General features: G+C 68.1%; 24 protein-coding genes and 2 pseudogenes. 14 read left to right on the top strand and 12 right to left on the bottom strand.

The window, feature by feature from the left end:
* Positions 1–858 precede the first annotated feature (858 nt).
* Positions 859–1,359 carry a hypothetical protein gene (locus ACFY10_RS47930; RefSeq protein WP_390671711.1) on the top strand — a complete coding sequence of 167 codons (501 nt, stop codon included), beginning with the start codon at positions 859–861 and terminating at the stop codon, positions 1,357–1,359.
* Between the two features lie 111 nt (positions 1,360–1,470).
* Here ACFY10_RS47930 and ACFY10_RS47925 read toward each other — a convergent pair.
* From ACFY10_RS47925 to ACFY10_RS47905, 5 genes and pseudogenes are all read right to left on the bottom strand, one after another.
* Positions 1,471–1,557 (bottom strand): annotated as a pseudogene (locus ACFY10_RS47925) (hypothetical protein); the annotation flags it as partial.
* A 5-nt stretch (positions 1,558–1,562) separates the two neighbouring features.
* Positions 1,563–1,943, bottom strand: a complete 381-nt coding sequence (locus ACFY10_RS47920; RefSeq protein ID WP_390671710.1) for an IS3 family transposase — start codon at positions 1,941–1,943, stop codon at positions 1,563–1,565.
* 81 nt (positions 1,944–2,024) lie between these two features.
* Entirely contained in the window at positions 2,025–2,210 is a 186-nt protein-coding gene (locus tag ACFY10_RS47915) for a hypothetical protein (RefSeq protein ID WP_390671709.1), read from the bottom strand.
* Positions 2,211–2,724: 514 nt separating this feature from the next.
* Entirely contained in the window at positions 2,725–4,086 is a 1,362-nt protein-coding gene (locus ACFY10_RS47910) for a LuxR C-terminal-related transcriptional regulator (RefSeq protein ID WP_390671708.1), read from the bottom strand.
* 259 nt (positions 4,087–4,345) lie between these two features.
* Positions 4,346–4,933: a TetR family transcriptional regulator gene (locus ACFY10_RS47905; protein WP_390671707.1), complete on the bottom strand. Its 588-nt coding sequence runs from the start codon at positions 4,931–4,933 to the stop codon at positions 4,346–4,348.
* Between the two features lie 284 nt (positions 4,934–5,217).
* Here ACFY10_RS47905 and ACFY10_RS47900 point away from each other — a divergent pair, with 284 nt between their 5' ends.
* Entirely contained in the window at positions 5,218–6,381 is a 1,164-nt protein-coding gene (locus tag ACFY10_RS47900; RefSeq protein ID WP_390671706.1) for an IS701 family transposase, read from the top strand.
* Positions 6,382–6,456: 75 nt separating this feature from the next.
* Here ACFY10_RS47900 and ACFY10_RS47895 read toward each other — a convergent pair whose 3' ends face one another.
* The 3 genes from ACFY10_RS47895 to ACFY10_RS47885 are packed head-to-tail and all read right to left on the bottom strand — an operon-like array spanning position 6,457 to position 8,750.
* Positions 6,457–7,215 carry an SDR family NAD(P)-dependent oxidoreductase gene (locus ACFY10_RS47895; RefSeq protein WP_390671705.1) on the bottom strand — a complete coding sequence of 253 codons (759 nt, stop codon included), beginning with the start codon at positions 7,213–7,215 and terminating at the stop codon, positions 6,457–6,459.
* A gap of 60 nt (positions 7,216–7,275) precedes the next feature.
* Positions 7,276–8,130, bottom strand: a complete 855-nt coding sequence (locus tag ACFY10_RS47890; protein WP_390671704.1) for an NAD(P)H-binding protein — start codon at positions 8,128–8,130, stop codon at positions 7,276–7,278.
* Positions 8,127–8,750: a ScbR family autoregulator-binding transcription factor gene (locus ACFY10_RS47885; protein ID WP_390671703.1), complete on the bottom strand. Its 624-nt coding sequence runs from the start codon at positions 8,748–8,750 to the stop codon at positions 8,127–8,129. The genes ACFY10_RS47890 and ACFY10_RS47885 overlap by 4 nt, the downstream gene beginning before the upstream one ends.
* A 78-nt stretch (positions 8,751–8,828) precedes the next feature.
* On the opposite strand from ACFY10_RS47885, the gene ACFY10_RS47880 reads away from it, so the two are divergent.
* Positions 8,829–9,851 carry a ScbA/BarX family gamma-butyrolactone biosynthesis protein gene (locus ACFY10_RS47880; RefSeq protein ID WP_390671702.1) on the top strand — a complete coding sequence of 341 codons (1,023 nt, stop codon included), beginning with the start codon at positions 8,829–8,831 and terminating at the stop codon, positions 9,849–9,851.
* A 90-nt stretch (positions 9,852–9,941) separates the two neighbouring features.
* Here the strand turns inward: ACFY10_RS47880 and ACFY10_RS47875 are convergent, their stop codons facing one another.
* From ACFY10_RS47875 to ACFY10_RS47860, 4 genes are all read right to left on the bottom strand, one after another.
* The gene (locus ACFY10_RS47875) at positions 9,942–11,159 is read right to left on the bottom strand and encodes an MFS transporter (RefSeq protein WP_390671701.1); all 1,218 of its coding nucleotides are present in this window, start codon (positions 11,157–11,159) and stop codon (positions 9,942–9,944) included.
* A 125-nt stretch (positions 11,160–11,284) separates the two neighbouring features.
* Entirely contained in the window at positions 11,285–11,881 is a 597-nt protein-coding gene (locus ACFY10_RS47870) for a TetR/AcrR family transcriptional regulator (protein ID WP_390671700.1), read from the bottom strand.
* A gap of 51 nt (positions 11,882–11,932) precedes the next feature.
* The gene (locus tag ACFY10_RS47865) at positions 11,933–13,207 is read right to left on the bottom strand and encodes a GNAT family N-acetyltransferase (RefSeq protein ID WP_390671699.1); all 1,275 of its coding nucleotides are present in this window, start codon (positions 13,205–13,207) and stop codon (positions 11,933–11,935) included.
* Positions 13,208–13,280: 73 nt separating this feature from the next.
* The gene (locus ACFY10_RS47860; RefSeq protein WP_390671698.1) at positions 13,281–14,945 is read right to left on the bottom strand and encodes an FAD-dependent oxidoreductase; all 1,665 of its coding nucleotides are present in this window, start codon (positions 14,943–14,945) and stop codon (positions 13,281–13,283) included.
* Positions 14,946–15,263: 318 nt separating this feature from the next.
* Between ACFY10_RS47860 and ACFY10_RS47855 the strand changes: the two genes are divergently transcribed.
* From ACFY10_RS47855 to ACFY10_RS47805, 11 genes and pseudogenes are all read left to right on the top strand, one after another.
* On the top strand, positions 15,264–16,019 hold the full coding sequence (locus tag ACFY10_RS47855) for an SDR family NAD(P)-dependent oxidoreductase (protein ID WP_390671697.1): 756 nt from the start codon (positions 15,264–15,266) through the stop codon (positions 16,017–16,019).
* Between the two features lie 79 nt (positions 16,020–16,098).
* A complete protein-coding gene (locus ACFY10_RS47850; RefSeq protein ID WP_390671696.1) occupies positions 16,099–17,010 on the top strand; it encodes a zinc-binding dehydrogenase in 912 nt (303 codons plus the stop codon).
* Positions 17,011–17,211: 201 nt separating this feature from the next.
* The gene (locus tag ACFY10_RS47845) at positions 17,212–17,730 is read left to right on the top strand and encodes a flavin reductase family protein (protein WP_390671695.1); all 519 of its coding nucleotides are present in this window, start codon (positions 17,212–17,214) and stop codon (positions 17,728–17,730) included.
* A gap of 8 nt (positions 17,731–17,738) precedes the next feature.
* Positions 17,739–19,175 (top strand): FAD-binding oxidoreductase, encoded by a 1,437-nt coding sequence (locus ACFY10_RS47840; protein ID WP_390671694.1) that lies wholly within the window; start codon positions 17,739–17,741, stop codon positions 19,173–19,175.
* 25 nt (positions 19,176–19,200) lie between these two features.
* Positions 19,201–20,403, top strand: coding sequence for an acyl-CoA dehydrogenase family protein (locus tag ACFY10_RS47835; RefSeq protein WP_390671693.1), 1,203 nt, complete (start codon positions 19,201–19,203; stop codon positions 20,401–20,403).
* Positions 20,404–20,460: 57 nt separating this feature from the next.
* Positions 20,461–21,009, top strand: coding sequence for a cupin domain-containing protein (locus ACFY10_RS47830; protein WP_390671692.1), 549 nt, complete (start codon positions 20,461–20,463; stop codon positions 21,007–21,009).
* 8 nt (positions 21,010–21,017) lie between these two features.
* Positions 21,018–22,403, top strand: a complete 1,386-nt coding sequence (locus ACFY10_RS47825) for a class II 3-deoxy-7-phosphoheptulonate synthase (protein ID WP_390671841.1) — start codon at positions 21,018–21,020, stop codon at positions 22,401–22,403.
* Positions 22,400–22,756 (top strand): annotated as a pseudogene (gene aroH / locus ACFY10_RS47820) (chorismate mutase); the annotation flags it as partial. The gene ACFY10_RS47825 and the pseudogene aroH, both read left to right, overlap by 4 nt.
* Positions 22,757–22,833: 77 nt before the next feature.
* Positions 22,834–24,021 (top strand): prephenate dehydrogenase, encoded by a 1,188-nt coding sequence (locus ACFY10_RS47815; protein ID WP_390671840.1) that lies wholly within the window; start codon positions 22,834–22,836, stop codon positions 24,019–24,021.
* Positions 24,022–24,085: 64 nt separating this feature from the next.
* Positions 24,086–25,393 (top strand): 3-phosphoshikimate 1-carboxyvinyltransferase, encoded by a 1,308-nt coding sequence (gene aroA / locus ACFY10_RS47810; protein ID WP_390671691.1) that lies wholly within the window; start codon positions 24,086–24,088, stop codon positions 25,391–25,393.
* Positions 25,394–25,398: 5 nt separating this feature from the next.
* Positions 25,399–25,494 (top strand): chorismate synthase (locus ACFY10_RS47805; RefSeq protein WP_158716507.1); only part of this gene is annotated, 96 nt, incomplete at its 3' end.

The raw sequence follows: 25,494 nt of genomic DNA, 5'->3' as shown, positions 1-25,494 counted from the left end.
CGTACGCCCACGAGCTATTGCAATGGCATTGGCCCTAGCAGGGTGCTGGTCGGCCTCGGGGTGCCGGCGGCTTCAAACGACCTACCCGACGGCGAATTGGCTCCGCCTCGGCCCTCCGTCGGCCGGGCACGGAGCGTCTTCGCCAGGGGCTTGCGCAGATTGTCGGGAAGACTGCCGAGAGCGGGCTTTCCGGCATGACGCAGCGGGTGACCATCTGGGGCGTTCCCGTCCCGAAGGGCAGGCCGCCTGCGGAGTGGTAGCTGACGAGTGTGCCCCAGAGGGAGGATGTCGCCCTCGGGGCAACGGTACGTGTGCGGCAGTGTCCGCGGTTGTCCAACCGGTGGATCCTGGCCACGGTGTCGGCACGTCTCACGGAGCGCCCGGCGGTAGAGCTATGACCGCGAGTGGGGACCAGTTGGGGACCGCACGGCGTGCGCGATGGTGCACGAGGGAGCCTTCAATACACGTCCTGCGTCCCGATTAAGTCGGATATGTCTATAAAATACCCTCGACACTCAATCCTGGGGGTCAAGGGGGCGCAGGTTCAAATCCTGTCGTCCCGACGGTGTTCACCAGCGGGTTTGCCGACAACGGCAGGCCCGCTGGATGCGTTCGGGTGACACGTGATGGCGGCCTGATGGCAACCGGGGAACGCTCAGCGGCAGGTCTCAGGCCGCCCGGTTTTCTGATGCCCGACCGGTCTGACTGAGGTGTTTACGGTCGGCGCGTGTGGGGCCTTGTCGATGGCGGTGACGGCGTCGCAGGCGGACGTGTTTCGGCAGGCTAGGAGCGTTCGACATCATCCGCCTGACCGGGTTCGACAACGACTATCAGAACCTGCGGGAAGGGATTTCCGCCTTGGAGATCGAGAAGCGGGAGCCGTTGCTGCTGACGCGTCTGCTACAGGACCTGCGGCGGATGACGATGCTGCTGACTGAGGTTCCCACTCTGGTTATCGATGACGCCGCGGACGAGGCGCCGTTCCACGTCAACGTACCCAAGGGCGGAACGAGACGCGGAAGGGGTCCCGGCACGGCGCTCAACCACCTGGTGTCGAACCTGTTGGATCTGTTGCCCCAGGCTCAGTACGTCGGCTACACGCCAACGCCGTTCGCGCGAGCACTGATCGACCCGAGTGCCGCGGCGAACCTCTTCCCCCGTCACTTCATCGTGTCGTTGCCCTGGCCGGACGGCTACATGGGAATCGAGGATCCGTACGACTTTGACTCCGAAGTTGCGGTCGAACAACGGACGTTCGCCAACTCGCAGCAAACGGCTCATGTGCGCGCCGCCGGGGGCAATGACGGCCTTCGCCAGAGTCTGAGCTGCACCGAGTTTCGTAGCGGCGATCTCGTGTGATTCAGGCGGCGTTCGAAGGTGCCAAGGATCGGTAATGAGCCGCCTCGAAATCTGGCGCCACAAGGTCATCTCCAGGGCGTCCAGGGGAAGATCGGTGTGCATGTGCATTCCGAGCTGCCATCCATCGAGCATCCGCGAGAAGACCTCGGGGACGAACGCAACGTAGACCCAGCCGGACCAGGTCCGGACATAGGTCAGGTCGGCTACCCACAGCTGGTTCGGCCGGTTGCTGTGAACTGCGGTTGACCAGGCCCGGAGGGCGCGGGGAGGCTGGCTCGGGGCACCGTGGTCCGGCGCCGCAGGCCGCGGATGAGGCCTTCCAGGCCGTCTCCGCGCATCAGCCGTTCGACGGTGCAGCGGGCCGAAATGACTCCCTCGCGCCGCAGCTGGCTGTGGACCCTACGGGCGCCAGAGGTCTCGCCGGACGCGGCGTGCACGGTGCGGATCTTGGTCAGCAGTTGTTCGTCGCGCAGGCGCAGAGCGGACTTCGGCCGCCTGCGGCGGGCGTTGTGTGCCGAGACCGACAGGCCGAGTTCCCGGCAACCCGACTCGACCCCGAAGCCGTCGCGGCGGTGGTTGATCACCGCGTCGGCCTCGTGCGCGGCTGGTCGAGCTCCTTCGTAAAGAACACACTGAGGCGGCTTTGAGGATCTCGTTCGCCCGCCTCAACTCGGGTTCTTCTCTGTGGAGTTGGGCGAGCTCGCTCTTCTCCGCTGTGGTGAGCAGATCGGGCCGTCGCCCTGGTCGGCCTCGGCCTGGCAGACCCATTGCCGCAGGGCTTCCTTGTGAATGCCCAGGTTCCGGGCGATGCAGGCATCGGACCTGTGCTCTCCCATCTGCCGAGCGATCATGCCTAGCTTCAGGGTCGCTACAACATCCGGTTCAGCTCACCCTGACCGACGGGTTGCAGGAAAGGCCGGCGTCCGAGTAGAGGTACCGGCCTTTCCGACGTCGTGGCGTTGCCTGCCCATACCCAAGTGGGGAGCTCTCCCGGATATCTCGCACGGAGACTTGCACAGGGTCCTCGTTAGCTTCATCCCGAGAAGGAGACGGGGTCGGAGCTGGGCAGTGGCGTGGAGAAGGCCGATCGGTACGCTTTGGGCATCAGCCAACAGGCATTCCCCGAGCGCATCGCGAACATCGTCCGCCCGTCGTGGATCATCGAGAAACGGCTCTGCCTCGAGCGCGGGCACTATCTTCGTCGAGGGACGTCTCCAAGATCCTTACCGGCCACGGTCCGGACAACCTGGCCAGCCTCCTGAGTGTCGACATCAACACCCTGCGAACAGTGGGCCACAGCAACATTGCAGCTGGCCCCGGCAAGATCGATAGACTCTGCAACAGCCCTGGCCGCACAGTGGATTTTCACGCTGCTCCTCTCCTGCGGAGTCCCTCATCCTTGTGTGGGCCGGTATCCGGACGGGGGTTCGTTGACGGGGAAGGCGTGCGGACGATTCGTATCAGGTCGTTTCGGGAGCGGACCGACAGCGCCTGGAAGACCTTGCGCAGGTGATAGTTGACCGTGTGAGGTGACAGGTAGAGGCGCTCGGCTATTTCCTTGTTCGTCAGTCCGTCCGCCGCGAGTTCGGCGATCACAATCTGTTTCTCTGTCAGCTGGTGCCCAGAGGGCAAGGCGTACCGGCTGCTCAGATGTGTGACGGCGCTAGAGGCCCGACCCAGGTCGGACACGGCGGTGCTTTCGCTCAGCTGATGCGTTGTCATGAGCCCTCGCACCGGCCTGGCCATGACGTGGAACGCTGAGTGACGGCCAGGTGAGTCAGGCGCTTCCGGTGCTGCCGTGAACCGCCTTGCCCTGTACTGATCAATCTGCTCGCGCACCGCAGCTCGTCCCGTGGCTGGAACCGAGTTGCGGATGACGCGCCGGAACAGTTCGTTCGTAAACCGTACGTCGTCCTCATCGTCGCTCAGGAGGCCGGCGATCACGGCCTCCTGGAGATCCGGCAGAAGGCGCGACGGCTTCACCCCCAGGACCTCGGCGAGTTCCGCGAACGTCAGGCGTGTGCCCGGGACCGAGGCGACGGAGAGCATATGGGCGCACGAAGGTGAGCAGTCCTGGAGATATCGCCGCACCAGTCCATCGAACTTCTCAGGGACGGCGGGATGCACGAGGCGGGCGACCGCGCCGACTTCCAGCTGCTCCTCGTCCAGGAGGCCTTCGACGAGCACTTCCAGGGCCTGCGGGTGGCCGGATACCGAGGCCACCATGCGGGTGAGCGCGGCGTCCGGTTGCACACCGAGCAGGTCGTGGGCCATCTTCTGGATCGCCTGGTCGTCCAGTGTTCCCAGTCGGAACAACCGATGAGATCCCGCAGTGGAAGCCAGGGCGATGTCCAGCGGGCTGTTGGGTCTGCCCCATCGCCGGCTGGTGCACCACACGGTCGGCACGCTTGCGGCCTTCATGTGTATGTTCGCGAGTAGTCGCACGTCGGACTTGTCCGAGCAGTGGATGTCGTCCAGGAGGACGACGAGAGGGCCGTTGAACTCCTCGTGGTCTTCGTACAGGCTGCGGACGACCGTGGCGCCGGATGCCTCTGCCAGGGCTCCGGCCTCGGCGAGTAGGCGGGATCTGCCCACGCCGGGTGTCCCTTCGAATGAGATGTGCAGGCTTCCCGCATGGTGCCGGGCGCGGATCGCGTTGTGAACAGCGGAGATCTCGGCCGGTCGACCGTGCAAGGGGCGGGTCCCGGCCGCCAGCACTGCTTTCACGTGTGGGTCACCTTCTGTCGAGAGGGGCTGGACGACGGAGTGGGGAGAACTGGGTCATGGGGCCAGTGCTCTGATCGGCCGAGGAGCGCCAGGGCGGTCGTCGTCTGTGACGACGCCGGCGGCCACCCGAACGGCCGTGCGACGGCATCGTTGCCGATTGAACTGTCGCCCGGGGCGCGAGGTGGCGCAAGCACGGCGATGCACGTCGTGCCTACTAGTCCAAGTCATGCCTACTAGGCCAAGTCGCCGGCCAGCCGGGTTAATCGGAAGGCATTGCGCCGTACAGAAGCAGGTCCCATGTCCGCGCTGCACGGCGGACCGCCGTCGAGTCGCCGTCCGCGTCAGGGGCGGTGCAGCGGACGTACTCCTCAATGCCCGTAATGAGGAACTGTACCGACTCGGCGAACGCCGCCGGGATGACCTCGCTGCGCAACCGTCCTTCCTCGTGTGCCCTGTTGAGCAGCTCGGTCATGTAGGTGAGCCAGGCGTTCGTCCACGCGCTGTGTATCGAGCGTTCTCGCGTCAGCCGCGCGGCCGCCCGAACCATGGTGCACTCCTCCAGGAGTCGGGCGATCGACAGAGTGAGCGAACGTGCCTTGGCAAGGGGGGAGACCGTGAGTTCGGCGACGCATCCCGTGACGTGCTGGGCCAGTTGGATGCCCGACGACTCCACGGCGTCCGCCAGATCCGGCTTGGTGGGGAAGTGGAAGGTCAGAGCGCCCATAGAGATGTCGGCGGACTTCGTGACGCACGTCAGGGGGGTGCCGGCATACCCGTGGCGGTCGAACTCGTCGGCGGCGGCCTCCAGGATCAGGCGTCGTGTCCGTACCGCTCGTACCTGCTTCACTCCGACCTTCTCCTGCAATGGATGACTGTGCGGGCCCAGCCCCGGACCAAGGCCACCGCGGTACGTGCGTGTGACGGACTCGTGGCGAGATTCCGAATACTGAGACAAAACCTTCCATCTCCTCGTCGTCCAAGCAAGGCCAGACCTGCCCTGCAGGGAGGGAACGACCGAAACCGATCTCAAAAGAAAGAGAATGTTTGCTATGTTTTTCGGGTTGCGGAGCTCACCGACGCTTCAAGGGGGAGAGATACACCATGCTCACTCAGTGCATCGCAGGTTCACCGTTGACCTGCAGCAGGCCGCTGGCCGACTTCGTTGAGACCGTCTTCGGAAGTCTGCCTCGTGTCGATCAGCGACGCTGGGCCGATGTGTACCTGCGCGGCCTGCTGAGCACGCCGGGCCGCAAGACGATGAAGCGGCTCGCACGGCAGGTTTCGTGCGAGCCGAGTGCCGCGCAAGCGCTGCAGCAGTTCATCACCTCGAGTCCTTGGGGCTGGAGCGAACCGCGTGCCGTTCTTGCCCGCATAGCGGCCCGCAGGTTGCCGGAGTGCGCGTGGGTCACCGGGACGATCGTGTCCGAAAAGCGCGGGCACCGCTCGGTCGGTGTTCACCGGCGTTTCGTACCCGAGCTGGGGGCCACGGTCAACTGCCAGGTCGGGGTAGGCATGTTCCTCAGTTCGGAGGCCGAGGCGATCCCCGTGGACTGGCGCCTCGTGCTGGACACGGCGTGGAGCGGTGACGCCTCGCTGCGGCGGCAGGCGAGAATTCCCGACACGGTCGGGTCCGGCTCGACATGGGATCAGGCGCTGGAGATGGCGGAGACTGCCGACGCGCTGCAGTGCTTGGAGGGAGCGCCGCTCGTTGTCGACCTGACAGCTACCGGGGACCCGGCCCACTTCACCGGTTCCCTTGCCCGCGCCGGGAGGGAGTTTCTCGTACGGGTACGTCCCGACCAGCCCGTGCTGGAGGCTGCTCGCAGGATGGTGCCATCGAGGGGTGTTACGTCACCTTCCTTGATCTCGACGGCCGAGCGGCTCATCGAGGAGGGCGAGGCGGGGCAACGCCAGGTGTCCCAAGCGCAGTTCGCCGATGGGGCGGGACGCGTGCGACTGCGCTCCGCGATGGTTCACCTGCCCGGAGTGGAGGACATCGCTCCCGGTGCAGGGAACCCCGTCCACCGGCTGCTCGCCTTGAGCGCTGCTGATGGGCGGACCCCGCCCCAGTACTGGATCAGCGCGCTGCGCCGACGAGGTGTGAGGGATGTGCTGTCCCTGGTGCGTCGACAGCAGGTCGTGCAGTCCACCGTACGCACCCTGGGGGACGACTTCGGGCTGACGGACTTCGAGGGGCGGTCCTTCCCCGGTTGGCACCATCACATGACGATGGTGTCCGCTGCGTACACGTACAGCCTGCTGTCGCCGCGTACGGCGGTGCGCCTCAGCGCGTGACGGGACAACTGCGGGCAAGGGAGCGCAGCGGTGGGGCGGGTCGGCACGGGTGGGTCAGGGCGGCGGTGCAGGAACTCAGGCGGCAGTCCAGCCTCCGTCCACCGCCATGGCTGTGCCGGTAACGAACGAGGCCCGCCTGCTGCACAGCCAGGCCGCGGCTTCGGCGACCTCCTCCGGCGCTGCCATCCGCTTCTGGGTGGAGCGGTGGACGAAACGGTGCTCCAACTCCGGTGCCCTGTCGAGGACTTCCTCCATGAGCTCGGTCCTGACACTGCCCACAACCAGAGCGTTCACCCTGATGCCCTGTTCCCCGTACTCGGCCGCCGCGGCACGGGTCAGCCCCAGCACCGCGTGCTTGGCGGCGACGTACGGGGCCCCGGAGCCGGGGGCTTGAACGCCCGCCACGCTGGAGGTGTTCACAATCGAGCCGCCGAGCCCGTCGGCCAGCATCGCCGGTATCTGGCGGCGCAGGCAGTTCCACACGCCTCGGACGTTCACGTCCATGACACGGTCGAAATCGGCCGGGTCGGTCTCGTGCAGCAGGCGCCCGACCGACGCCCATCCCGCGTTGTTGAACGCCCCGTCCAGCCGTCCGAACCGTTCCACCGCCGTGGCCACGGCGTGTGCGACGTCCTCCTCCCGCACCACGTCGCCGGCCGCGGCCACTGCCGTTCCCCCGCTCTTGGTGATCTCCTCCGCCAGGTCACGCAGGCGCTCCTTTCGCCGGGCCATCAGCACCACGTTGGCGCCTTCCGCGGCGAAGAGCCGGGCCGCGGCGGCGCCGATGCCGCTGGAGCAACCCGTGATCATGATGGTCTTGCCGTGCAGAGTCATGCGTCTGTCTTTCTCTCCATTGATATGCCTCGACCCTGTTGGTCGCACCGCGTCATGCCCTCAACGGAACGCGGCGAGATGCCGGCGGGCCCAGGCCTCGAACGTGGCCGGTGGACGGCCGGTCACTCGCAACACGTCCTGCGTGACGGACACCTTCGCGCCGGCGGCCTGGCGGCCAGCGCTCTCCAGCAGTGCCTGGGCGAGGGGGCGCGGATACCGCGCGCTCCACCGGTCCAGCGCATGCTGGTCGGTCAACTCCTCATGTTTCAAAGAAAGTTGGAGGAGATCGGCGAGCTGTGCCACCTGCTCTCGCGCCGAGACGGCTGTCGGCCCGGTCAATGCGTATACGCGGCCGGCATGCCCGGTGCCGGTGAGGGTGCGGGCGGCGACCTCCGCCACGTCCGCAGGGTCGATGCAGGCGTTCGGGGCATCGCCGTAGAGGGTTGCCACGGGCTCACCGGCGCGCACGGCGCCCGCCCACGCCAGGCAGTTGGACATGAAGGCCCGCGCTCGCAGGAACGTCCACGTCATCCCCGACGCCTGCCAGAGCTGTTCACACTCCCGCTGCCAGCGAGTGACGAGGTCCTGTGCGCCGGGATCGGTGACCGCGAGGGCCGACAGTTTCACCACATGGCGTATCCCGGCAGCCGTTGCCGCAGACAAGAGGTGCTCGTCATGGCGCGGGTTCGCGGGGTCGAAGGTGGCGACGAAAAGGGTGTCTGCCCCCTCCAGAGTGCGGGCCAGTCCGTCGCATACGTCGAAATCCGCATGGACCAGACGGCCGTGCACACCGAGGCGGGCAGCCCGCTCGGGAGACCTCGTCAGGGACAGGACGTCATGGTCGGCGGCCAGAAGTGCGGTGAGGCGGCGGCCGACGGTTCCGCCGGCACCGGCGACTGCGACGCACAGGCTCACGTCGTATCACCCCTCCCCGGATCCAGGTCGATCCGCGCGATCGTCTCGGGCTGGGCGATCCCGGGTAGGAGCGTGCGCCACATGCGTACGGTGCGCTCTGGCAAGTCCCTGCGGTTGCTCACCAGTTGGGAGTAGAGCTGGATGCCGGTGCACGCGCCGACCAGGAACTCTGCGATGTCCTCGGAGCGGTTTCCCGGCAGCAACTCGCCCTTTTCTTCAGCGTCTTGGAGGCACTGGGTCATTATTTCCTTCCAGCCCAGGTAGGAAGAGGGGTCCTGGACACCGAAGCTCCCCTGTTCCACGGAGAGGCGCACTCCCGCGCGCAGGAGTGGGTTCACCTGCAGTTCGCACGCCCACACGAGGGTGATGTCGACCAGTCGTTGCAAGCCTTGGGAGGCCAACTTCGGCTGGATCTGCTGCGGTTGGGCGCTCATGATGGCGAGGGCCAGGCCCTCCTTCGACTTGAAGTGGAAGTAGAGGGCGCCGGCGGTGACTGCGGCCCGCTCCAGGATGCGGGTGATGCTCGCACCCGCATAGCCGTACTCGTCGAATACCTCGGCTCCCGCGCGCAGTAGTGCCTCGCGGGTGCGCAGAGCGCGCTCCTGGGGCAAGCGCGTCATCGGCCCGCTCCGATACATCGCGTCATCGCCACTCCTTGACCCATCCTCGACAGAAAAAAGAACGTCCTTTATGTTTACATGCAACTGATCACATCGTCCAGCGGCAGTCGGTGTGTCTCTCGCACTGACCGCGCTGTCGCGGATCTCGCTTGTATGGGAGTGGCGTTGTCCAAGTCATGCACCCTCGTTCCCGCTGTTCAGACCTCACCCAGAGTGGCGCAGCAGTCGGTTCACAAACTGAATGCCGCGGAGGTGCTTCTGACGGGATGGCGGCGCACCGCCGACGACCGGTTCGTCGTCACCGCCCGGTGGCCGCCCGACCACGACTTCTATGCCGTACGCGAACACCGTCACGACCCGCTGTTACTCAGCGAGACTATTCGCCAGACCTTCCCGTTGTTGGCCCACGAGGCGTACGGCGTACCTTTCGGTCACCATCTGGTGTGGGACAGCTATGCCTGGTGCCTGAACCCCGAACTGCTGCACGCTGACGGCTCGGCTGTGGACCTCGAACTCCGCGTCGTGGCACGGGACGTGGTGCGCCGCAGGGGAAGCGTCGCGGTGCTCGCGCTCGCGTACGACGTCGTGCGTGACGGAATTCCCCTGGCCACGGCCACCAGCCGCTTCACGATCCAGGTCCCGGCCGTGTACCGGCGGTTGCGCGGCGACCACGGTGACCCGGCCACCATACAGCCGATACGCGTGCCAACCGCGGCCCGGGCCCAGAGTGTGGGCAGGCAGGACGCCGGTGATGTCGTCCTGGCGCCCACCGACGTTCCGCAGCGCTGGCAGTTGAGGGTCGACACCGACCACTCGGTGCTTTTCGATCACCCCGTCGACCACGCCCCGGGCATGCTGCTGCTCGAGGCGGTGAGGCAGGCGGCCCACGCTGTTTCGGGCCGGGCGCCGGTAAGCGTGATCGCGATGGACGTCCGGTTCCACCGGTATGCCGAACTGGACACCCCAAGTTGGGTGGAGGCGCGGCGGACCGGAAGTGACGCCGCGCACCGTCCTCGCCTGGCCGTCACCTGCAGCCAGGAAGGCAGCGAGCTGTTCTCCTGCACGGTCACACTGGATGAGGAGCCCCAGAAGCACGAGTAGTCGGCGTCGAACCTGGTACGTGACTTCGCAGTACGCCGTACGCACGAAACGGGCGGCCGGCAGGATGCCGTACGCCCGTTTCGTGCGTGCTCAGACCTGTTCGGTCTGCTTGCCGGACGTGCTGTCACCGGCTGCCACGGCGGCCTCCGCCGGTTCCGGGACGGCCGCGGGGGCGGAACGGCGGGCGAGGTCGGGCAGGACGGTGGCCAGGCCGGCCAGGGCCATGATCGCGCCCAGCCACAGCGGGGCGCGCAGACCCCAGGTCTCGATCACGACGGCGCCGATGGAGGAGCCGAGGATGATGCCGAGGGTGATGAAGGAGGAGTGGACGGTGTTGACGAGCGGGCCGGCGTTGCCGGTGCGCTGGACGCGGGTGGCCATGGCCGGGTTCATGGTGACGCCGACCAGGCCGATGCCCATCATGCAGACGACGGCCGGTGCCGGCAGGTCGGCGAGCAGGGCGAAGCCGGTCAGGAACACGGTGTTGAGGACGAGGCCGACGGCGAGGACGGGGACGGTGTGGCGGTCGGCGAAGCGGCCGACGACGTTGTTGCCGACGACGGTGGCGGCACCGTAGGCGATCAGCAGGACGGGGACGGTGCCGGTGGAGAAGCCGGTGAGGTCGGTGAGGATGGGGTTGAAGTAGCTGAAGGCGGAGAAGGTGGCGCCGATGATGAGCGTGCTGGTGGACAGCACGAGCCACAGCTTGGGCTTCTTGAAGACGCCGATCTCCTGGCGGAAGCCGCCGCCGCCCTCGGCGCGCTCGATGCGGGGCACGCCGAACAAGGTGGCCAGGGCGGCTAGCACGGTGATTCCGGTGATGGTCCAGAATGCCGCGCGCCAGCCGAAGTGCTCGCCGACCAGGGTGGAGATGGGCAGCCCGAGCAGGGTGCCGAGCATCAGGCCGTTCATCGCGACCGCGATCGCCCGGCCGCGGACCTCGGGGCGGGTGATCTGGGCGCACATCGAGATGCCCACGCCGAAGAAGGCCTGGGAGGCGATGCCGGTGATGATCCGCGCGGTCATCATGGTGGCGTAGCCGGTCGCGGTGGCGGCCAGGACGTTGCCCGCCAGGAAGATGACGAACAGCACCATGAGTGCCGTCCGCGGCGGGAGTTTCATGAGCGCCACGGTGAGGAACGGCCCGCCGGCCGCCATGGCCACCGCGAACGCGGTGATGAGGTATCCGATCTGCGGGATGGTGGCGTTCAGGCCGTCGGCCATCTGCGGCATCAGTCCGGCGACCACGAACTCGCTGGTCACCATGGCAAAGATGCCGAGTGCCAGGACGTATACGGCACGGGGCACGTTCGGTCTCCTTAGGGGGTCGACGCCGACCGGCGTGGGGGCCGGGTGACGTGGCGGTGAAGAGTTATGGATTAGTCAGTTCAAAACTTGGGCATGGGTAAGCGTCGCCCGGGGCGGTGCGCGGGTCAGTGGGTGAGTGCGTCGAGGGTGACTTCGGCGATCGACTCCAGTGCGGCCCGATCGGCGCCGCCCTGGCTCGAGATGCGCATGCCGCCGATCGCCGCGTTGATGAAGCGGGCCAGTGCTCCGGCGTCCCGCCGGGAGGTGATGCTGCCGTCCCGGCGGCCCTCCTCGATCACCGCGCGCAACACCGCGAGCCTGCGGGCCGTGTCACGCTCCAGCATTCCCGCCGCCCGGCTGTCCCGTGCGGCCAGTTCGACCGTGGTATTCACGGTCAGGCAGCCCAGGCTGCGGCCACCGGCCCGGTGCTCGGTCTCGCCGTCGACGACCATGGCGAACAGGGCGCGGATGCGGTCCGCGGCACTGTGCTGGGCGTCCTCCAGGAGGGCCAGCTGGGCCGTGGTCATGGTGTCGATGTAGTGGGCCAGTGCGCGCTCGAAGAGGTCGTGCTTGCTCTTGAACGTGTTGTAGATGCTGCTGCGCCCCAGCCCGGTGGCTTCGCACAGGTCCTGAGTGGAAGTGGCCTCGTAGCCCTTCTCCCAGAACGTGTGCATCGCCGCGTCCAGGGCCCGTTCCTCGTCGAACATCCGTGGTCGGGCCATGAGTTGACCGTAACACGTTTTGAATCGACCAGTCCAATAGCTGGAGTGTTGTCACGGAGCCCCCGCCTGGTAGCGCGCTCCCAGTACGGCTCGCGGCGACCACGGCCGGCGTCCGGTGCGGAACATCGCGTCCGCCCGCGCGAGCGCACCGGGCCGCAGCTCCTCGATACCGCCGAGCACCGACAAACGCGTGGCTGAGTCGTCCCCCAGATACAGGGAGCTCAGGTCCCGTACGTCGATTCTGAGATCCGGAGCACGTGTGGTCCGGGTGCAGGAGGCACCGTCACGCGCGCCCTCCAGCAGCCAGGTGCCTGCCCCGTACCCGGCGGCGTCGGCCACCTCCAGCACCAGACTCGCCTCGATACCGTAGGTGCGGGCAGACAGAGCGCGGGGTGTGTCGAGGACGCGCAGCCACATGTAGTCGCTCAACGCGCTCACGCGGGCCGCCCGCGGGTCGCCCAGCCACAGCGGGAGCAGCGTGTCGGGGGAGCGATACGGCAGGTGGACCGTGGTAACCCAGTCGACCGTCACTGCGTAGCGCAGCAGAGCCGCCTCCGCCCGCGGGGACGCGGTGATCAGATCGCGTATCCACAGGGGCGACTGCGGCAGCATGTTGCCCCATGTCTCCTCGGCGTTGAAGCAGAGCAGGCCGTCCGCCTCGCCCGAGTCCGCGTCGAAGTGCAGGGCGAAGAAGGGCTCGGACCGGCGGTCTCCGGACCCCGTGCGCTGCCCGGTGGCCTCCTGCCACCACAGCTCGTCGCGGCGCAGCGCCCCGGGCTGGCCGGCGCGCAGTCGCTCGTACACCCCCGGCGCGGCCTTGAGGTATTCGCGGGCGTCGACGAGCAGCACACCGGAGGTGTCGGCGGTCCGCCGAGGATCCAGGCGGGCCCGGTGCACGTCGATCTCGAACCAGGCCATCGCCGTCGCGGGACCGAAGCCGTAGCGGCCGTAGAGGGGGTACTGCGCGGCGTCGAGAACGGCGACCGGCTCCCCGCGCTCGAAGGCGCCCCTGAGGTCCATGGCCACCATCCTGCTCAGCAGTCCGCGGCGGCGGTGCGTGCCCGCCACGCTGACCTTCGAGATGGCCGACGCGGGGAGGAAGGCGCCGCCCGGTACGGTGATTTCCTGGGCGGAGCTTCGATAGGTGCCGACACACCGGTCCATGTCGAAGGCCCCGATGAGCCGGTCCCGCGCTGTCGTCGACCGTATCGCCTCGACGCTGCTCTCGGTGTACGGGCGCAGGTACCCGTTGCCCCAGGTGCGGGTCCAGGCGGGAAGGTCGTCCTCGGTGACGGAGCGTATGTCGATCACCGCTGTATCGGTCATTGCTGCTCAACCTCCGGTCGGCTCGGTGAGGCGGCACGCCAGTCGGAGGCCGTGCCGCCTCACCGGTGCTGCGTCAACGGCTTGTTGTGATGGACAGCGAGTGGCGGAAGTAGTCGGTCGGGTCCCAGTGGCGCTTGATCTCCTGCAGCCTGCGGTAGTTGCCCTTGTAGAAGAGCGCGTGCCAGGGGATACCGGACCGGTTGTGGCGGGGGTCTGCCATGTCCGTGTCCGGGTAGTTGATGTAGCAGCCGTCGGTCACGCCGTCGGTCTTCGGAACGCCTTCCGTCTCGGCGAAGACGTCCTCGTACCAGTCCCTGATCCACTGCATGTACCGCTCGTCGCGCTGCTTGTCGGACCAGATGTTCTGGAAGATCACCTTGAAGACGGAGTCACGCTGGGCGCTGGCGGTCGCGTGCGGTTCGACGCCGTTGATCAGGCCGCCGAAGGAAAGAAGGACCAGCGTGGTGTCCGGGTTGTCCAATGCCGGGTCGGACAGGGAGCGGTAGAGGGACGCGACCTGATGGTCCGTGAAGTTCTTGCGGAAGTAGGCCGACTTCAGCCCCACGCGCGCGATCGGATTGGCGCCCACCGGGTCCGGGGCGCCCAGCATCCGCGCCGCCGCGAGCCACGGCAGCTCGGCCGGGCGGAAGTAGTTGGGCATGGCGGCCAGTTCGCCGCTGGGCCGGTCCATCGGCACCGGCTCGACGCCCGTTCCGTCGAGCAGCTCCTCCAGGTACGACTCCAGCAGCGCACGGGAGTTGGGAATGGTCGCGTCGATCTGGGTGTAGAGGCTGAGTCGGCCGAACGCCTTGGCATTGACGTTGAACAGGCTGCTCAGGTGGCGGTACTCGTCGTCCGGGCCGCTGTGCCGCTCGTGCCAGGAACCGAAGTTCTTCAGCAGTCGGCCGAACGAGGCCTCGTCGAGCTGCTCCCAGCGGAAGTCGACGGCGCTGACCCACACCCGGGACGGAGGGTTGACCAGCTGATCGCCCGGCCGGCTGCCGGTGGCTTCCGGTGAGCGGAACCAATAGCGGGTGGCCAGGCCGAAGTTGCCGCCGCCACCGCCAGTGTGGGCCCACCACAGGTCGCGGTTCGGGTCGTCCTCCTCCCGCGTGGCGACGACTGTGCGCACTTTGCCCTTGCCATCGACGGTGACGACCTGCACCGCGTAGAGGTGGTCGACCACCAGGCCGTAGGCCCTGGAGAGCATTCCGTATCCGCCGCCCGACACATGCCCGCCGGCCCCGACGCTGTGGCAGACACCGCCGGGGATGGTGACGCCCCAGCCCTTGTAGAGAGCCTCGTAGACGTTGTAGAGCCGGGCGCCCGCCTCCACATAGAACGCGCGAAACTTCGGGTCGTAGCCGACGCCGGTCATCTCGGAGAAGTCCAGGATGACCTCCACCTCGGGGTTGCAGGTGAAATCCGCGACACAGTGCCCGCCGCTGCGCACCGACACGCGCTTGCCGGAGTGGAACGCCTCGCGCAGCGCTCTTTCAGCATCGGCCGCGGAGCGGATCATCTTGATGTACTCGGGGCGGGCGACGAACCGCTTGTTGATGCCCGTGGTCAGCAGCTCGTAGCGGGGGTCGTGCGGAGACACTTTCGCACCGACGGAGGAGTGGGCACCGGTTTCGGCTGCTGCGGTGGCCGGCGGAGCGGCCGCCAGTGCCGCGGTACCGACCGCTGCCGCGCCGCCCGCCAGGACGGACCTGCGGCCGAGATGTGCTGATGACATGGTTCCACCTCTTGGGCTGTGACGAGGGCGAGCGGATCGCTTTTCCGGGCTCGTTCCGTGCGTTTTCATCGGCCGACCGCCGGTTTTTCCTTACGCTTTTTCGTCGAAATAATGGCCCGCACATCCGGATTGGGAAGACGCCGGGCACGGGCCACGGCCGGACGGGGCACGGGAAGAGGCTAGGACGCGCCCGACCGTAAATCCACTAGTGGTGTGAGTAGTTGAAGGGCTACTCGCCTCTACCGGGCCGGGTAGAAAACGCCGGAATGGAAGATTCCCCTTGATGGGCGTTCTATGCCGACCCTAAAGTCTGGGCACATGGACATCGTCAGGAATCTTGCAGGAAAAACGGCTTTGGTCACCGGAGGAAACCGGGGCATCGGAGCCGCGATATCGCGTCGGCTCGCCGCGCACGGGGCCGATGTTGCGCTGACCTTCGCCCGGAACAAGGATCAGGCGGAGACCGTCGCCGAGCAGATCCGCGCGGCAGGAAGCCGCAGCCTGGCGGTCGCTGCCGACGCCGGCGACGCGGCGGTCGTGCAGACGGCCGTGGACGAGGTGGCCCGCGAGTTCGGGCGCATCGACATCCTGGTCAACAATGCCGGCTACATGGACATGTCGATGGCGGCCCTGGAAGAGGTGTCGCTGGAAATTCTGGACCGCACGCTCAACGTGAACACGCGCGGCGCCTTCCTGACCGCCCAGGCCGCCGCGCGGCACATGGGCGAAGGCGGGCGGATCGTCAACATCAGCAGCTGCCTCGCCACCCATGTGCCTGGACCCGGCATGACGGTGTACGCCATGAGCAAGGCGGCCATCTCGGGCCTCACCCTCGGGCTGGCGCGCGACCTGGGGCCCCGTGGGATCACCGTGAACCAGGTCGCACCGGGCTCCATCGATACCGACATGAACCCGGCGGACGGACCTTCGGCCGACTACCAGCGATCGCAGAACGTCTTCGGCCGGTACGGCACAGCCGACGAGATCGCCCACACCGTGGCGCACCTCGTGTCACCTGAGGCGGCGTTCGTCACCGGAGCTTCGGTGGCGGTGGACGGGGGATCCAACCTCTGACCGAGCGGACGTCGCGCCGAGTCATCCGCACCACCGGGCTCCTGTCCGGTACGTCCGCCTTACAGAAGTGGGTTGAGCCATGCGAGCTCTTGTCATCGATCACTCCGCACCCGGCGGACTCCGTCTCGCCGATGTGCCCGACCCGGTGCCGGGACCGGACGAGATCCTGGTCAGGACCGCCGCGACCTCCCTCAACTACGGGGAACTGCCCAAGACCGGCAATGCCGCCGCGACCGAGGGCACCGTCCCGGGCTGGGACGCCGCGGGCACGGTGGAGCGGGCAGCCGCCTCCGGGGCCGGGCCCCGGGCCGGTGACCGTGTCGTCACCTGGGGATGGGCCGGAGGCTGGGCGGAGCTGCGCGCTGTGCATGTCGGTGAACTCGCCGTGCTGCCGGACGAGGTCGACTTCGTCCGGGCGGCGGCGCTGCCCGTGGCGGGGCTCACCGCCCTCCGCGCGCTGCGCCGGGCCGGTGTCAGACCCGGTCATCGCGTCGCCGTCACCGGTGCTTCGGGCGGTGTGGGGCATTTCACGGTGCAACTCGCCCGGCTGCAGGGCGCGGAGGTGGTCGCCGTCGTGGGCGACCCGGCCCGGGGAGCGGGACTCGCGGAACTCGGGGCGCAGCGCGTGGTGACGAAACCCGAGGAGATCGGGGATCCGGTCGACGTCCTGCTGGACAACGTCGGCGGCCCGCTGCTCGGCGCGCTCCTCGGGCACATGGCCGAGGGTGGCACGGTGATCTCCATCGGAGCGGCGTCGGGGCAGGACACCCCGCTGGCGCCCTACCAGCTGGTCGGAAAGAGGCTCACCCTTGTCGGCCACCAGGACGGCGGACGCAGCGCCGCCGACCTGGACCACCTGGCCCGTCTGGTCGCCGACGGACGGCTGAAGGTGAGCGTAAGCCGGGTGGCCGACTGGCAGGAGGTCGGCGAGGTGGCGGACGACGTCGTCGGCCGCCGCGTGCGGGGCAAGGCGGTGCTGACCCTGTCCTGAGGCCGTCCCCTTTCACTGAAGCGCGTCGCCGTATTCCCGGCGGCGCGCTTTTCCCGTGTTCCGGACCCCGTCATTCCGTAAATGCTCTACTCGAATGAGTAGGGCAAGTAGCAGGAGAATTACCCGAGTTATCAGTGGTAATTTCTGCTGTGGATTAACTAGCGTATTTCCCGGAGCGTCGAGAGAATGAATCGAGGGGCTGTGTCCACGACGGCTTACAGCAATCCGCACCGAGTCGATGTCCGTGATCCGGTGCCCGAGGAAGCGGATCTGCGCTCAGCCATGCGCCTGTTCCCGACCGGCGTCGCCCTGCTGTGCACCGGCACCGGCGAGAAGGCCGTGGCAATGACCATCAACGCACTCATGTCCGTGTCGTTGACTCCGCCGCGCATCCTGGTCAGCGTGCTGAACACGGCACGCGCCCACCCCGTTCTGTCCGCCAGCCGGTCCTTCACGGTCCATCTCCTCAGCGAGCGACAGGCTGCGACCGCCGGGCAGTTCGCCTCCCAGGAGAAGCCGCGTGGCACGGCCCTGGAGAACCTGGTGGAACAGGACGTCCTGCCAGGCGCCCTGGCCACGCTGTGGTGCTCCGTGGAACAGGTCATCGAGGGCGGGGACCACGGCCTGTTCCTGAGCAGGGTCGAGTCGATCGAACACGGCGAAGAAGACGGCGAGCCCCTCATATTCCACCGCGGAGCTCTCGGATCCAAGCAACGGTGAGGTGTCCCTTGTCTGTTCTCCCTGCAGGAATTCCGGCCGACGCGGTAAAGGCGGCCGGTGAGAAGTCGAGTCCCCTGCCGCCCGGCGCGAACGTCAGCATGTTCACCCCCCGCGACGTCTACGGCATCGTGCGGCCGCGCACGGTCGACGAAGTACGTGACACAGTAAAGGCCTTCGCTCGTACCGAGGGCGGCCCCCGGCTGCAGGCCCTGAGCACCGGCCGCAACTGGGGCCTGGGCTCCCGGGAACCGGCCCGGGACTCGGTGGTGACCCTGGAGCTCCAGGCGCTCGACGCGGTCCGCGACCTGGATGCCGAAGGCGGCTGGGCCATTGTGGAACCGGGAGTCACCCAACTGCGTCTGGCCGAGCTGCTCGCCGACACCGGCCGGACCCTGAACGTGACCGCCTCCTCCGGGCACACCAGCGTGCTCGGCAACATCATCGACCGGGGCGTGGGCCTGCGCCGGCAGCGCACCCTGGACCTCGCCGGCCTCGAAGTGGTCCTGTCTGACGGCGAGTTGATACGCGTCGGTTGGTGGCCGGACGGCGAGCACTCGGGGGCGGTGAACCCACAGGGCCTCGGTCCGTCACCGCTCGCGCTGTTCACCCAGTCCGACCTCGGCATCGTGACGGCAGGTGTCGTACGGCTGCTGCCCCGCCCAGAGGACCAGCGCGTGCTGCGCCTCGGATTCGCCGGCGACAAGCTGGTGGAGGTCATCGACGAACTGCGGCGCTGGACGGCACAGGGACTCGTGTCCGGTGTCCTGAAGGTCTATGACAACGTCTCCACCGAGTCGTACGGCGGCGTCGCCGACGCGTACACGACCCATCTGTGTGTGAGCGGCACCGAGCGGTCTGTGGCCGCAGTCACCCGCGTCATCCAGGAAGAGGCCGAGCGCAGCGGGCTGTTCACCCGCGTCCTGCGCTCGGACGAACATCCCCCCGCACCGGACGACCTGGTCGCACGCGCGGTGGAGAGGCTCTACGCCGGTGACCCCTCGCGGAACGAGGCCATGCTCAAGTCCGCCGTCGGCCAGCACGCGGCGCGAGTCGACGCCGAGGGCGGCGGATGGCTCTTCTTCCTCCCTCTGATCCCCTTCACCGGCCGCGCGATCGCCCGCGCCCAGGAGCTCCTGGCTCAGGTCCACGCCGAAACGGGAGTCCGAGCCGGCTCCACCATCAACGCCCTGGACCCGGATGTGGTCGACCTAGTGGTCTCCTTCCGCTTCCCCCGTACCGAACACGACGCCGAGCAGGCACATCGGGCGCTCGACCGGACGTACGAACTGTTCGCCGATGCCGGCTTCCACCCCTACCGCCTCGACTCCGATCACCACCAATGGGTGGACCGGCTTTCCCCCGACCCCGCCGCGCGGGCCTTCGTTCGCCGACTGAAGCAGATCCTCGACCCCCGCCAGGTGATCGCACCCGGCCGATACGCCTGACCCGTCCCACACCACCGGAGGCACAGTGACCATCGCATGGCCGCAAAGCGCGGACGAGTCCGCCCAGACTCCCAACACCGCGGAGGACATCCTCCGTCACGCCCGCGAGGCGGTGCCGTTCCTGAGGGAGTGGGCCGCCGACATCGAGGCGGCTCGCCGACTGCCCGAGGACGTCGTCGACCTGCTCCGGCGGAACGGTGTGTTCCGTGCCGCCGCGCCCAAGGACCGGGGTGGACCGGAACTGACGTCCATACAACAGACCGAACTCATCGAGACGTTGGCCACCGGGGACGTCTCCACTGCGTGGTGCGCCATGATCGGCATGGACTCTGGCATCTACGCGGGCTACCTCGAGGAGGAGGCCGTCCAGGAGTTCTACGGCGACCTCGACACCCCGAACTCCGGCTGGATCCACCCGCAAGGGCGGGCCGAACGCGTGCCCGGCGGTTACCGGGTGTCCGGGCACTGGCGGTTCGGCAGCGGCTCCACCCACTGCGACGTACTGGTCGCGGGATGCCAGGTGTTCAAGGACGGCCAGCCCGAAACCGACCCGGTCACCGGCGACCCGGTGCACTGGCGCGTCATGGTGGCCCGACCTGATCAGTACGAGATTGTGGACACCTGGTTCACCACGGGGCTTGCCGGCAGCGGCAGTCGCGACTACAAGGTGACCGACCTGTTCGTGCCGGAGCAGCATTCCTTCTCGTTCCATGTGCCGCGGCGCACGGGCCCGCTGCACGCCACGCCCGACGCGATCCTGCGCAAGATGTCCGGTGTCCCCCTGGGCCTGGCGCGCGCCGCCATCGACCATGTGCGGGACCTCGCCCACAGCCGGGTGGACCGGGAGACAGGGACGCCGTGGACGCAGAACCCGCGGGTGCAGTCGACCCTCGCCCGGGCAGAAATGGAGTTGAACGCGGCGCGCGCCGCCGTCTACTCCGGCCTGCAGGAGCAGTGGGCGGCCCTGGAACGGGGCGACGAGACCACCGCTCGACAGCGCACCGCCACGGCGCTGGCCCGTTACCACGCCTTCCGTACTGCGCGGAACATCGTCACTGTCCTGTTCGACCTGGTGGGAGGCTCTTCCATCTACCGCGAGAAGTCCCCGCTGGACCGCTGGCTGCGCGATGCCAACACCATGTGCCAGCACGCCGTGGCCCAGGAGTCGATTCTCGAACTCACCGGGCAGGTTCTGCTGGGCGGCGAGTCCCGCAGCCCCTTCTTCTGACAGTTGTCCGGCTTCCCAGCACATACAAGGCTGCCAAGAACCTCTAAGGACAGGACTGTGTCGCAGAGCACCACCTCCCAGCCGCAGAGCCACGAAGAACACGGCCACCACGAGCACGGGCAGCAGCCGGTCCGGGACATCGTCCACGTCCCGGCCGGCGAAGGCCGGTCCGTGTGGCTGAGCGGCGATGTCTACACCGTAAAGCTGACGCACGAGGAATCCGGCGGTTCCCTGACCTTTCTGGAGGCCTCTGTTCCGCCTGGCGGAGGACCGCCGCTGCACATCCATGCAGACGCGGACGAGGCGTTCTACCTGCTCTCGGGCGAGCTGGACATCACGGCCGGGCCGCACACCTATGCCGTGCGGCCCGGAGACTTCGTCTTCATTCCCAAGGGCACCGCCCACCGCTTCCGCAACAACGGCATCCACACCGCGCGCCAGCTGCTGCTGTTCAGCCCCTCCGGAGTCGACCGCTTCTTCCTGGAGGCGGGTTCGACGCCGGTCCCGGGTACTCCACCCCCGCCCCCCGAGGCCGAGGATCTTCCGCGGGTCGTCGCCATCGGGGAGCGGCATCACCTCTTCCAGGCCGCGGAGGAACCACGGTGACCACTCCGCTGCTCTCTCCTGCTCGGGTATCTGAGGACTCCTGGCGAGACCTGCCCGCGGCGCAGCAGCCCGAGTACCCCGACACCGAGGCTCTGCGCGCAGTGATCGCGGACCTCGAGTCGTATCCGCCGCTCGTCTTCGCGGGCGAGTGCGATCAGCTGCGCGCCCGGATGGCGGCCGTCGCCAAGGGAGAGGCGTTCCTCCTCCAGGGCGGCGACTGCGCCGAGGCCTTCGACGCGGTGTCCGCCGACCACATCCGCAACAAGCTCAAGACCCTGCTGCAGATGGGCGCCGTGCTGACGTACGCCGCCTCGGTGCCGGTCGTGAAGGTCGGCCGTATCGCCGGCCAGTACTCCAAGCCGCGTTCCAAGGGCACCGAGACGCGCGACGGCGTGACGCTGCCGACGTACCGCGGCGACTCGGTCAACGGCTTCGACTTCAACGAGAAGGCCCGGGTCCCGGACCCCGAGCGCCTGAAGCGGATGTACAACGCGTCCGCCTCCACGCTCAACCTGGTGCGCGCCTTCACCACGGGCGGTTACGCGGACCTGCGCCAGGTGCACGCCTGGAACCAGGACTTCGTGAAGTCCTCCCCGTCCGGTCAGCGCTACGAGCAGCTGGCCCGCGAGATCGACAACGCGCTGAACTTCATGCGGGCCTGCGGCACCGACCCGGAGGAGTTCAAGACCGTCGAGTTCTACTCCTCGCACGAGGCGCTGCTGCTCGACTACGAGTCGGCGCTGACCCGCGTGGACTCCCGCACCGGGCAGCTGTACGACGTCTCCGCGCACATGGTGTGGATCGGCGAGCGCACCCGGCAGCTGGACGGCGCGCACATCGAGTTCGCCTCGAAGATCCGCAACCCGATCGGCATCAAGCTCGGCCCGACGACGACGGCCGAGGACGCGCTGCAGTACATCGAGCGCCTCGACCCCGACCGTGAGCCGGGCCGGCTGACCTTCATCGTCCGCATGGGCGCCGACAAGGTCCGCGACAAGCTCCCCGAGCTGGTCGAGAAGGTCACCGCCTCCGGCGCCACCGTGGCCTGGGTGACCGACCCGATGCACGGCAACACCTTCGAGGCGGCCTCCGGCCACAAGACCCGCCGTTTCGACGACGTGCTGGACGAGGTCAAGGGCTTCTTCGAGGTCCACAAGGGCCTGGGCACCCACCCGGGCGGCATCCACGTCGAGCTCACCGGTGACGACGTCACCGAGTGCGTGGGCGGCGGCGACGAGATCTTCGTCGACGACCTGCACCAGCGCTACGAGACGGCCTGCGACCCGCGCCTGAACCGCAGCCAGTCCCTTGACCTGGCGTTCCTCGTCGCGGAGATGGGCCCCGGACCGACCGCGCCGCGCAGGTTGCCCGAGCAGTTCGGGGGGCGAATATGACGGTGCGGGCAATCCGCGGCGCCATCCAGGTGGAGTGGGACGAACCGGGAGTGCTGCGCACTCAGGTAGGACTGCTGGTCAAGGAACTCATGGCACAGAACGACCTGGCGCCCGAAGACCTGATCAGCATGGTCTTCACTGCGACGTCCGACCTGGTCAGTGCGTTCCCTGCCGAAGCCGCGCGGGAACTCGGCCTGGTCGACGTCCCCTTGATGTGCGCACGGGAACTGGACGTGCGGGGCGGCTTGCCGCGCACGGTGCGGATCCTGGCGCATGTTGACACGGCTCGGCCTAGGGCCGACGTCCGGCACGTCTATCTCGGAGGTGCCGCCGTGCTCCGCAAGGATCTCGCGCCGCCGACGGGAAGCTCCGCTCCGGCCGATGGCACGGCCACCGGGCGCTTCGGCCCGGCTGAGAGGGGGAGCCGGTGATCCGCACGCTGGCCATCGTGGGGACCGGGCTGATCGGAACGTCGATCGGGCTGGCAATGAGCCGTCATGGCACAGCCGTTCACCTTCTGGACCGGGACGCGTCGGCGGCCCGTACCGCGGCGGCTCTCGGTGCGGGAGTCACCGACGCCCCGGCCGGGCCGGTCGACCTGGCGGTGATCGCCGTCCCGCCCGGCGCGGTGGCCGGCGTCCTGGCGCAGCAGTGCGCACGGGGGCTGGCCCGGAGCTACACCGACGTGGCGAGCGTGAAGGCGCTCCCGGCCCGGGAGGTCAGTGGCAGCATCTCCGATGCCTCGTGCTACGTGGGCGGCCACCCCATGGCCGGACGGGAGCGGTCCGGCCCGCTGGCGGCGCGAGCCGATCTCTTCGAGGGCCGCCCATGGGTCCTCACCCCCTCGTCGGAGGTCGCGCAGACAGCGCTGAACCATGTGCTCGAACCGGTCGCCCAGTGCGGTGCGGTTCCGCTGGTCATGGACTGCGAAGGGCACGACCGGGCTGTCGCGCTGACCTCGCATGCGCCGCACGTGGTAGCGAGTCTGATGGCCGCCCGACTCGAGCAAAGCCCGCAGGACGCTCTACGGCTCGTCGGTCAGGGACTGCGTGACGCCACCAGGATCGCCGGTGGCGACGCCCACCTGTGGGCCGACATTCTGCGCAGCAACGCCGAGCCTGTGGCCCGAGTGCTTCGCGAGGTCGAGAAGGACCTGGCGACGCTGCTGATCGCGCTGGAGGAGCTGGCGGAGGACGGCGGTCCTCCGGGCCCGGACATGCGCCCCATGGTGGACCTGCTGGAACGCGGAGTTGCGGGCCTGCGTGGTATCCGTCCCGCGCCCGCCCGGCGGACCGCCGGGCGGCGCCCGTTCAGGGTGCCCATCGACGAGAAGCCCGGAGAGCTGAGCAGACTGCTCGACACCATCGCCGAGCACGGCGTGGGCATCGATGACGTGATCACAGGTGTCGACGCGGAACAGGACCGGATGACGGTCGAGTTCGCCGTCCCTGCCATCTCCGCCCAGCAGTTGCACCGCCTGCTGACGGAGCGTGGCTGGCAGGCCGAGGACACGTCCGTTCCGTCGCAGCGGCACCGGCAGCCGTCCCGTGTGGACCAACTGTGGGAAGAGGAGGTCGTGCAGGAGACACGTGCGGCCTCCCTGCCCAGCCTGCCGTAGGACCCGCATGTCGCACGACCTGTATGCCGTAAGACGCACGTCGCGAGAGCCGAGGGGAACCGAGTTGACCGCAGCCGAAGTGTCCGTCCCCGTACTGAACGCCCGGATACCCGGATCCAAGAGCCTAACCAACCGGGCGGTGCTGATCGCCGCCGGGGCCCGCGGCACCAGCCGGGTACGGGCACCGCTCGTCAGTGACGACACGATCGCCTTTCGGAACGCGTTGACGGAATGCGGTGTCCGTGTGGAGAGCAGCCCCCTGTCCGAGTTCTGGGAAGTTACCGGAACCGGCCGCGGACCGGTCGGCCGGGCGCGTCTGTGGTGTGCGGACGCCGGCACGGCGGCCCGCTTCCTGCCGCCATACGTCGCCACCGGCCGGGGCACGTTCCTGGTCAACGGCTCCTCGCAGCTGCGTGCCCGTCCCCAGCGACCGCTGCTGGAAGCGCTGCGCAACCTCGGTGCCGATGTCGAGACGAGCCCGGGGGACGGACTGCCGCTGCTCGTCCGTGCCGACGGCCTGACCGGAGGCGAAATCACCGTGGACTCGTCACTGAGCAGCCAGTACCTCAGTGGCCTGCTCATGGCGGCACCGCTCATGGAACACGGGCTGGTGGTCCGGGCCGAGGCCCTCGTCAGCAGCCCTTACGTCGACATGACGGTGACGCTGATGCGCTGCTTCGGGGCCCGCGTCGACGAGCGGCCGGACGGCAGCCTCCGCGTCGAGCCGGGCGGGTACACCGCCACAGACGTGGTGATTGAGCCGGATGCCTCGACCGCCTCCTACGTCTTCGCGGCCGCGGCGGTCACGGGGTGCACGGTGGCCGTTCCTGGTCTCGCCGCGGGCAGCCCGCAGGGCGACCTACGGTTCGCCGATGTGCTGGAAAAGGTCGGGGCGCGGGTGGCGGTGACGGACACGGCGACGAGCGTGACAGGCACGGCGCGGTTGCGCGGGGGCTTCGCCGTCCACATGGGCGACATCTCCGACACGTTCATGACACTCGCAGCTATCGCCCCGCTGGCGGATGCGCCCGTCACGATCCATGGCATCGGACACGCAAGGCTGAAGGAGTCCGACCGTATTGCCGCGGTCGCGCAGAACCTTCGGGCCTGCGGCATCGAGACGCATCAGGGTGACGACTGGATCACCGTCCACCCGGGTGAGCTGCGCCCGGCACGCATCGCCTGTCACCGCGATCACCGCATCGCGATGGCGTTTTCCGTCCTGGGCCTCGCCGTGCCCGGCTCGATCACTCTGGATGATCCGCAGTGCGTGGCGAAGACGTTCCCGGACTTCCACACGGAGATGCGGCGTCTCTTCCCCGCGTATGAGCATCCCTGCGCAGTGGGCGAGACGGCTGAGGAGGACCGGTGAGTTCCGTGAGCAGGCTGCGTTGGCTGACCGCGGGGGAGTCCCACGGTCCCGCACTTGTCGCGACGCTGGAGGGGCTTCCCGCCGGCGTGCCGATCACGACG

Origin of the sequence: Streptomyces sp. NPDC001401 (assembly GCF_042895385.1) — a bacterium.
Classification (GTDB): domain Bacteria; phylum Actinomycetota; class Actinomycetes; order Streptomycetales; family Streptomycetaceae; genus Streptomyces.
This window is presented reverse-complemented; position numbering and strand designations above follow the sequence as displayed.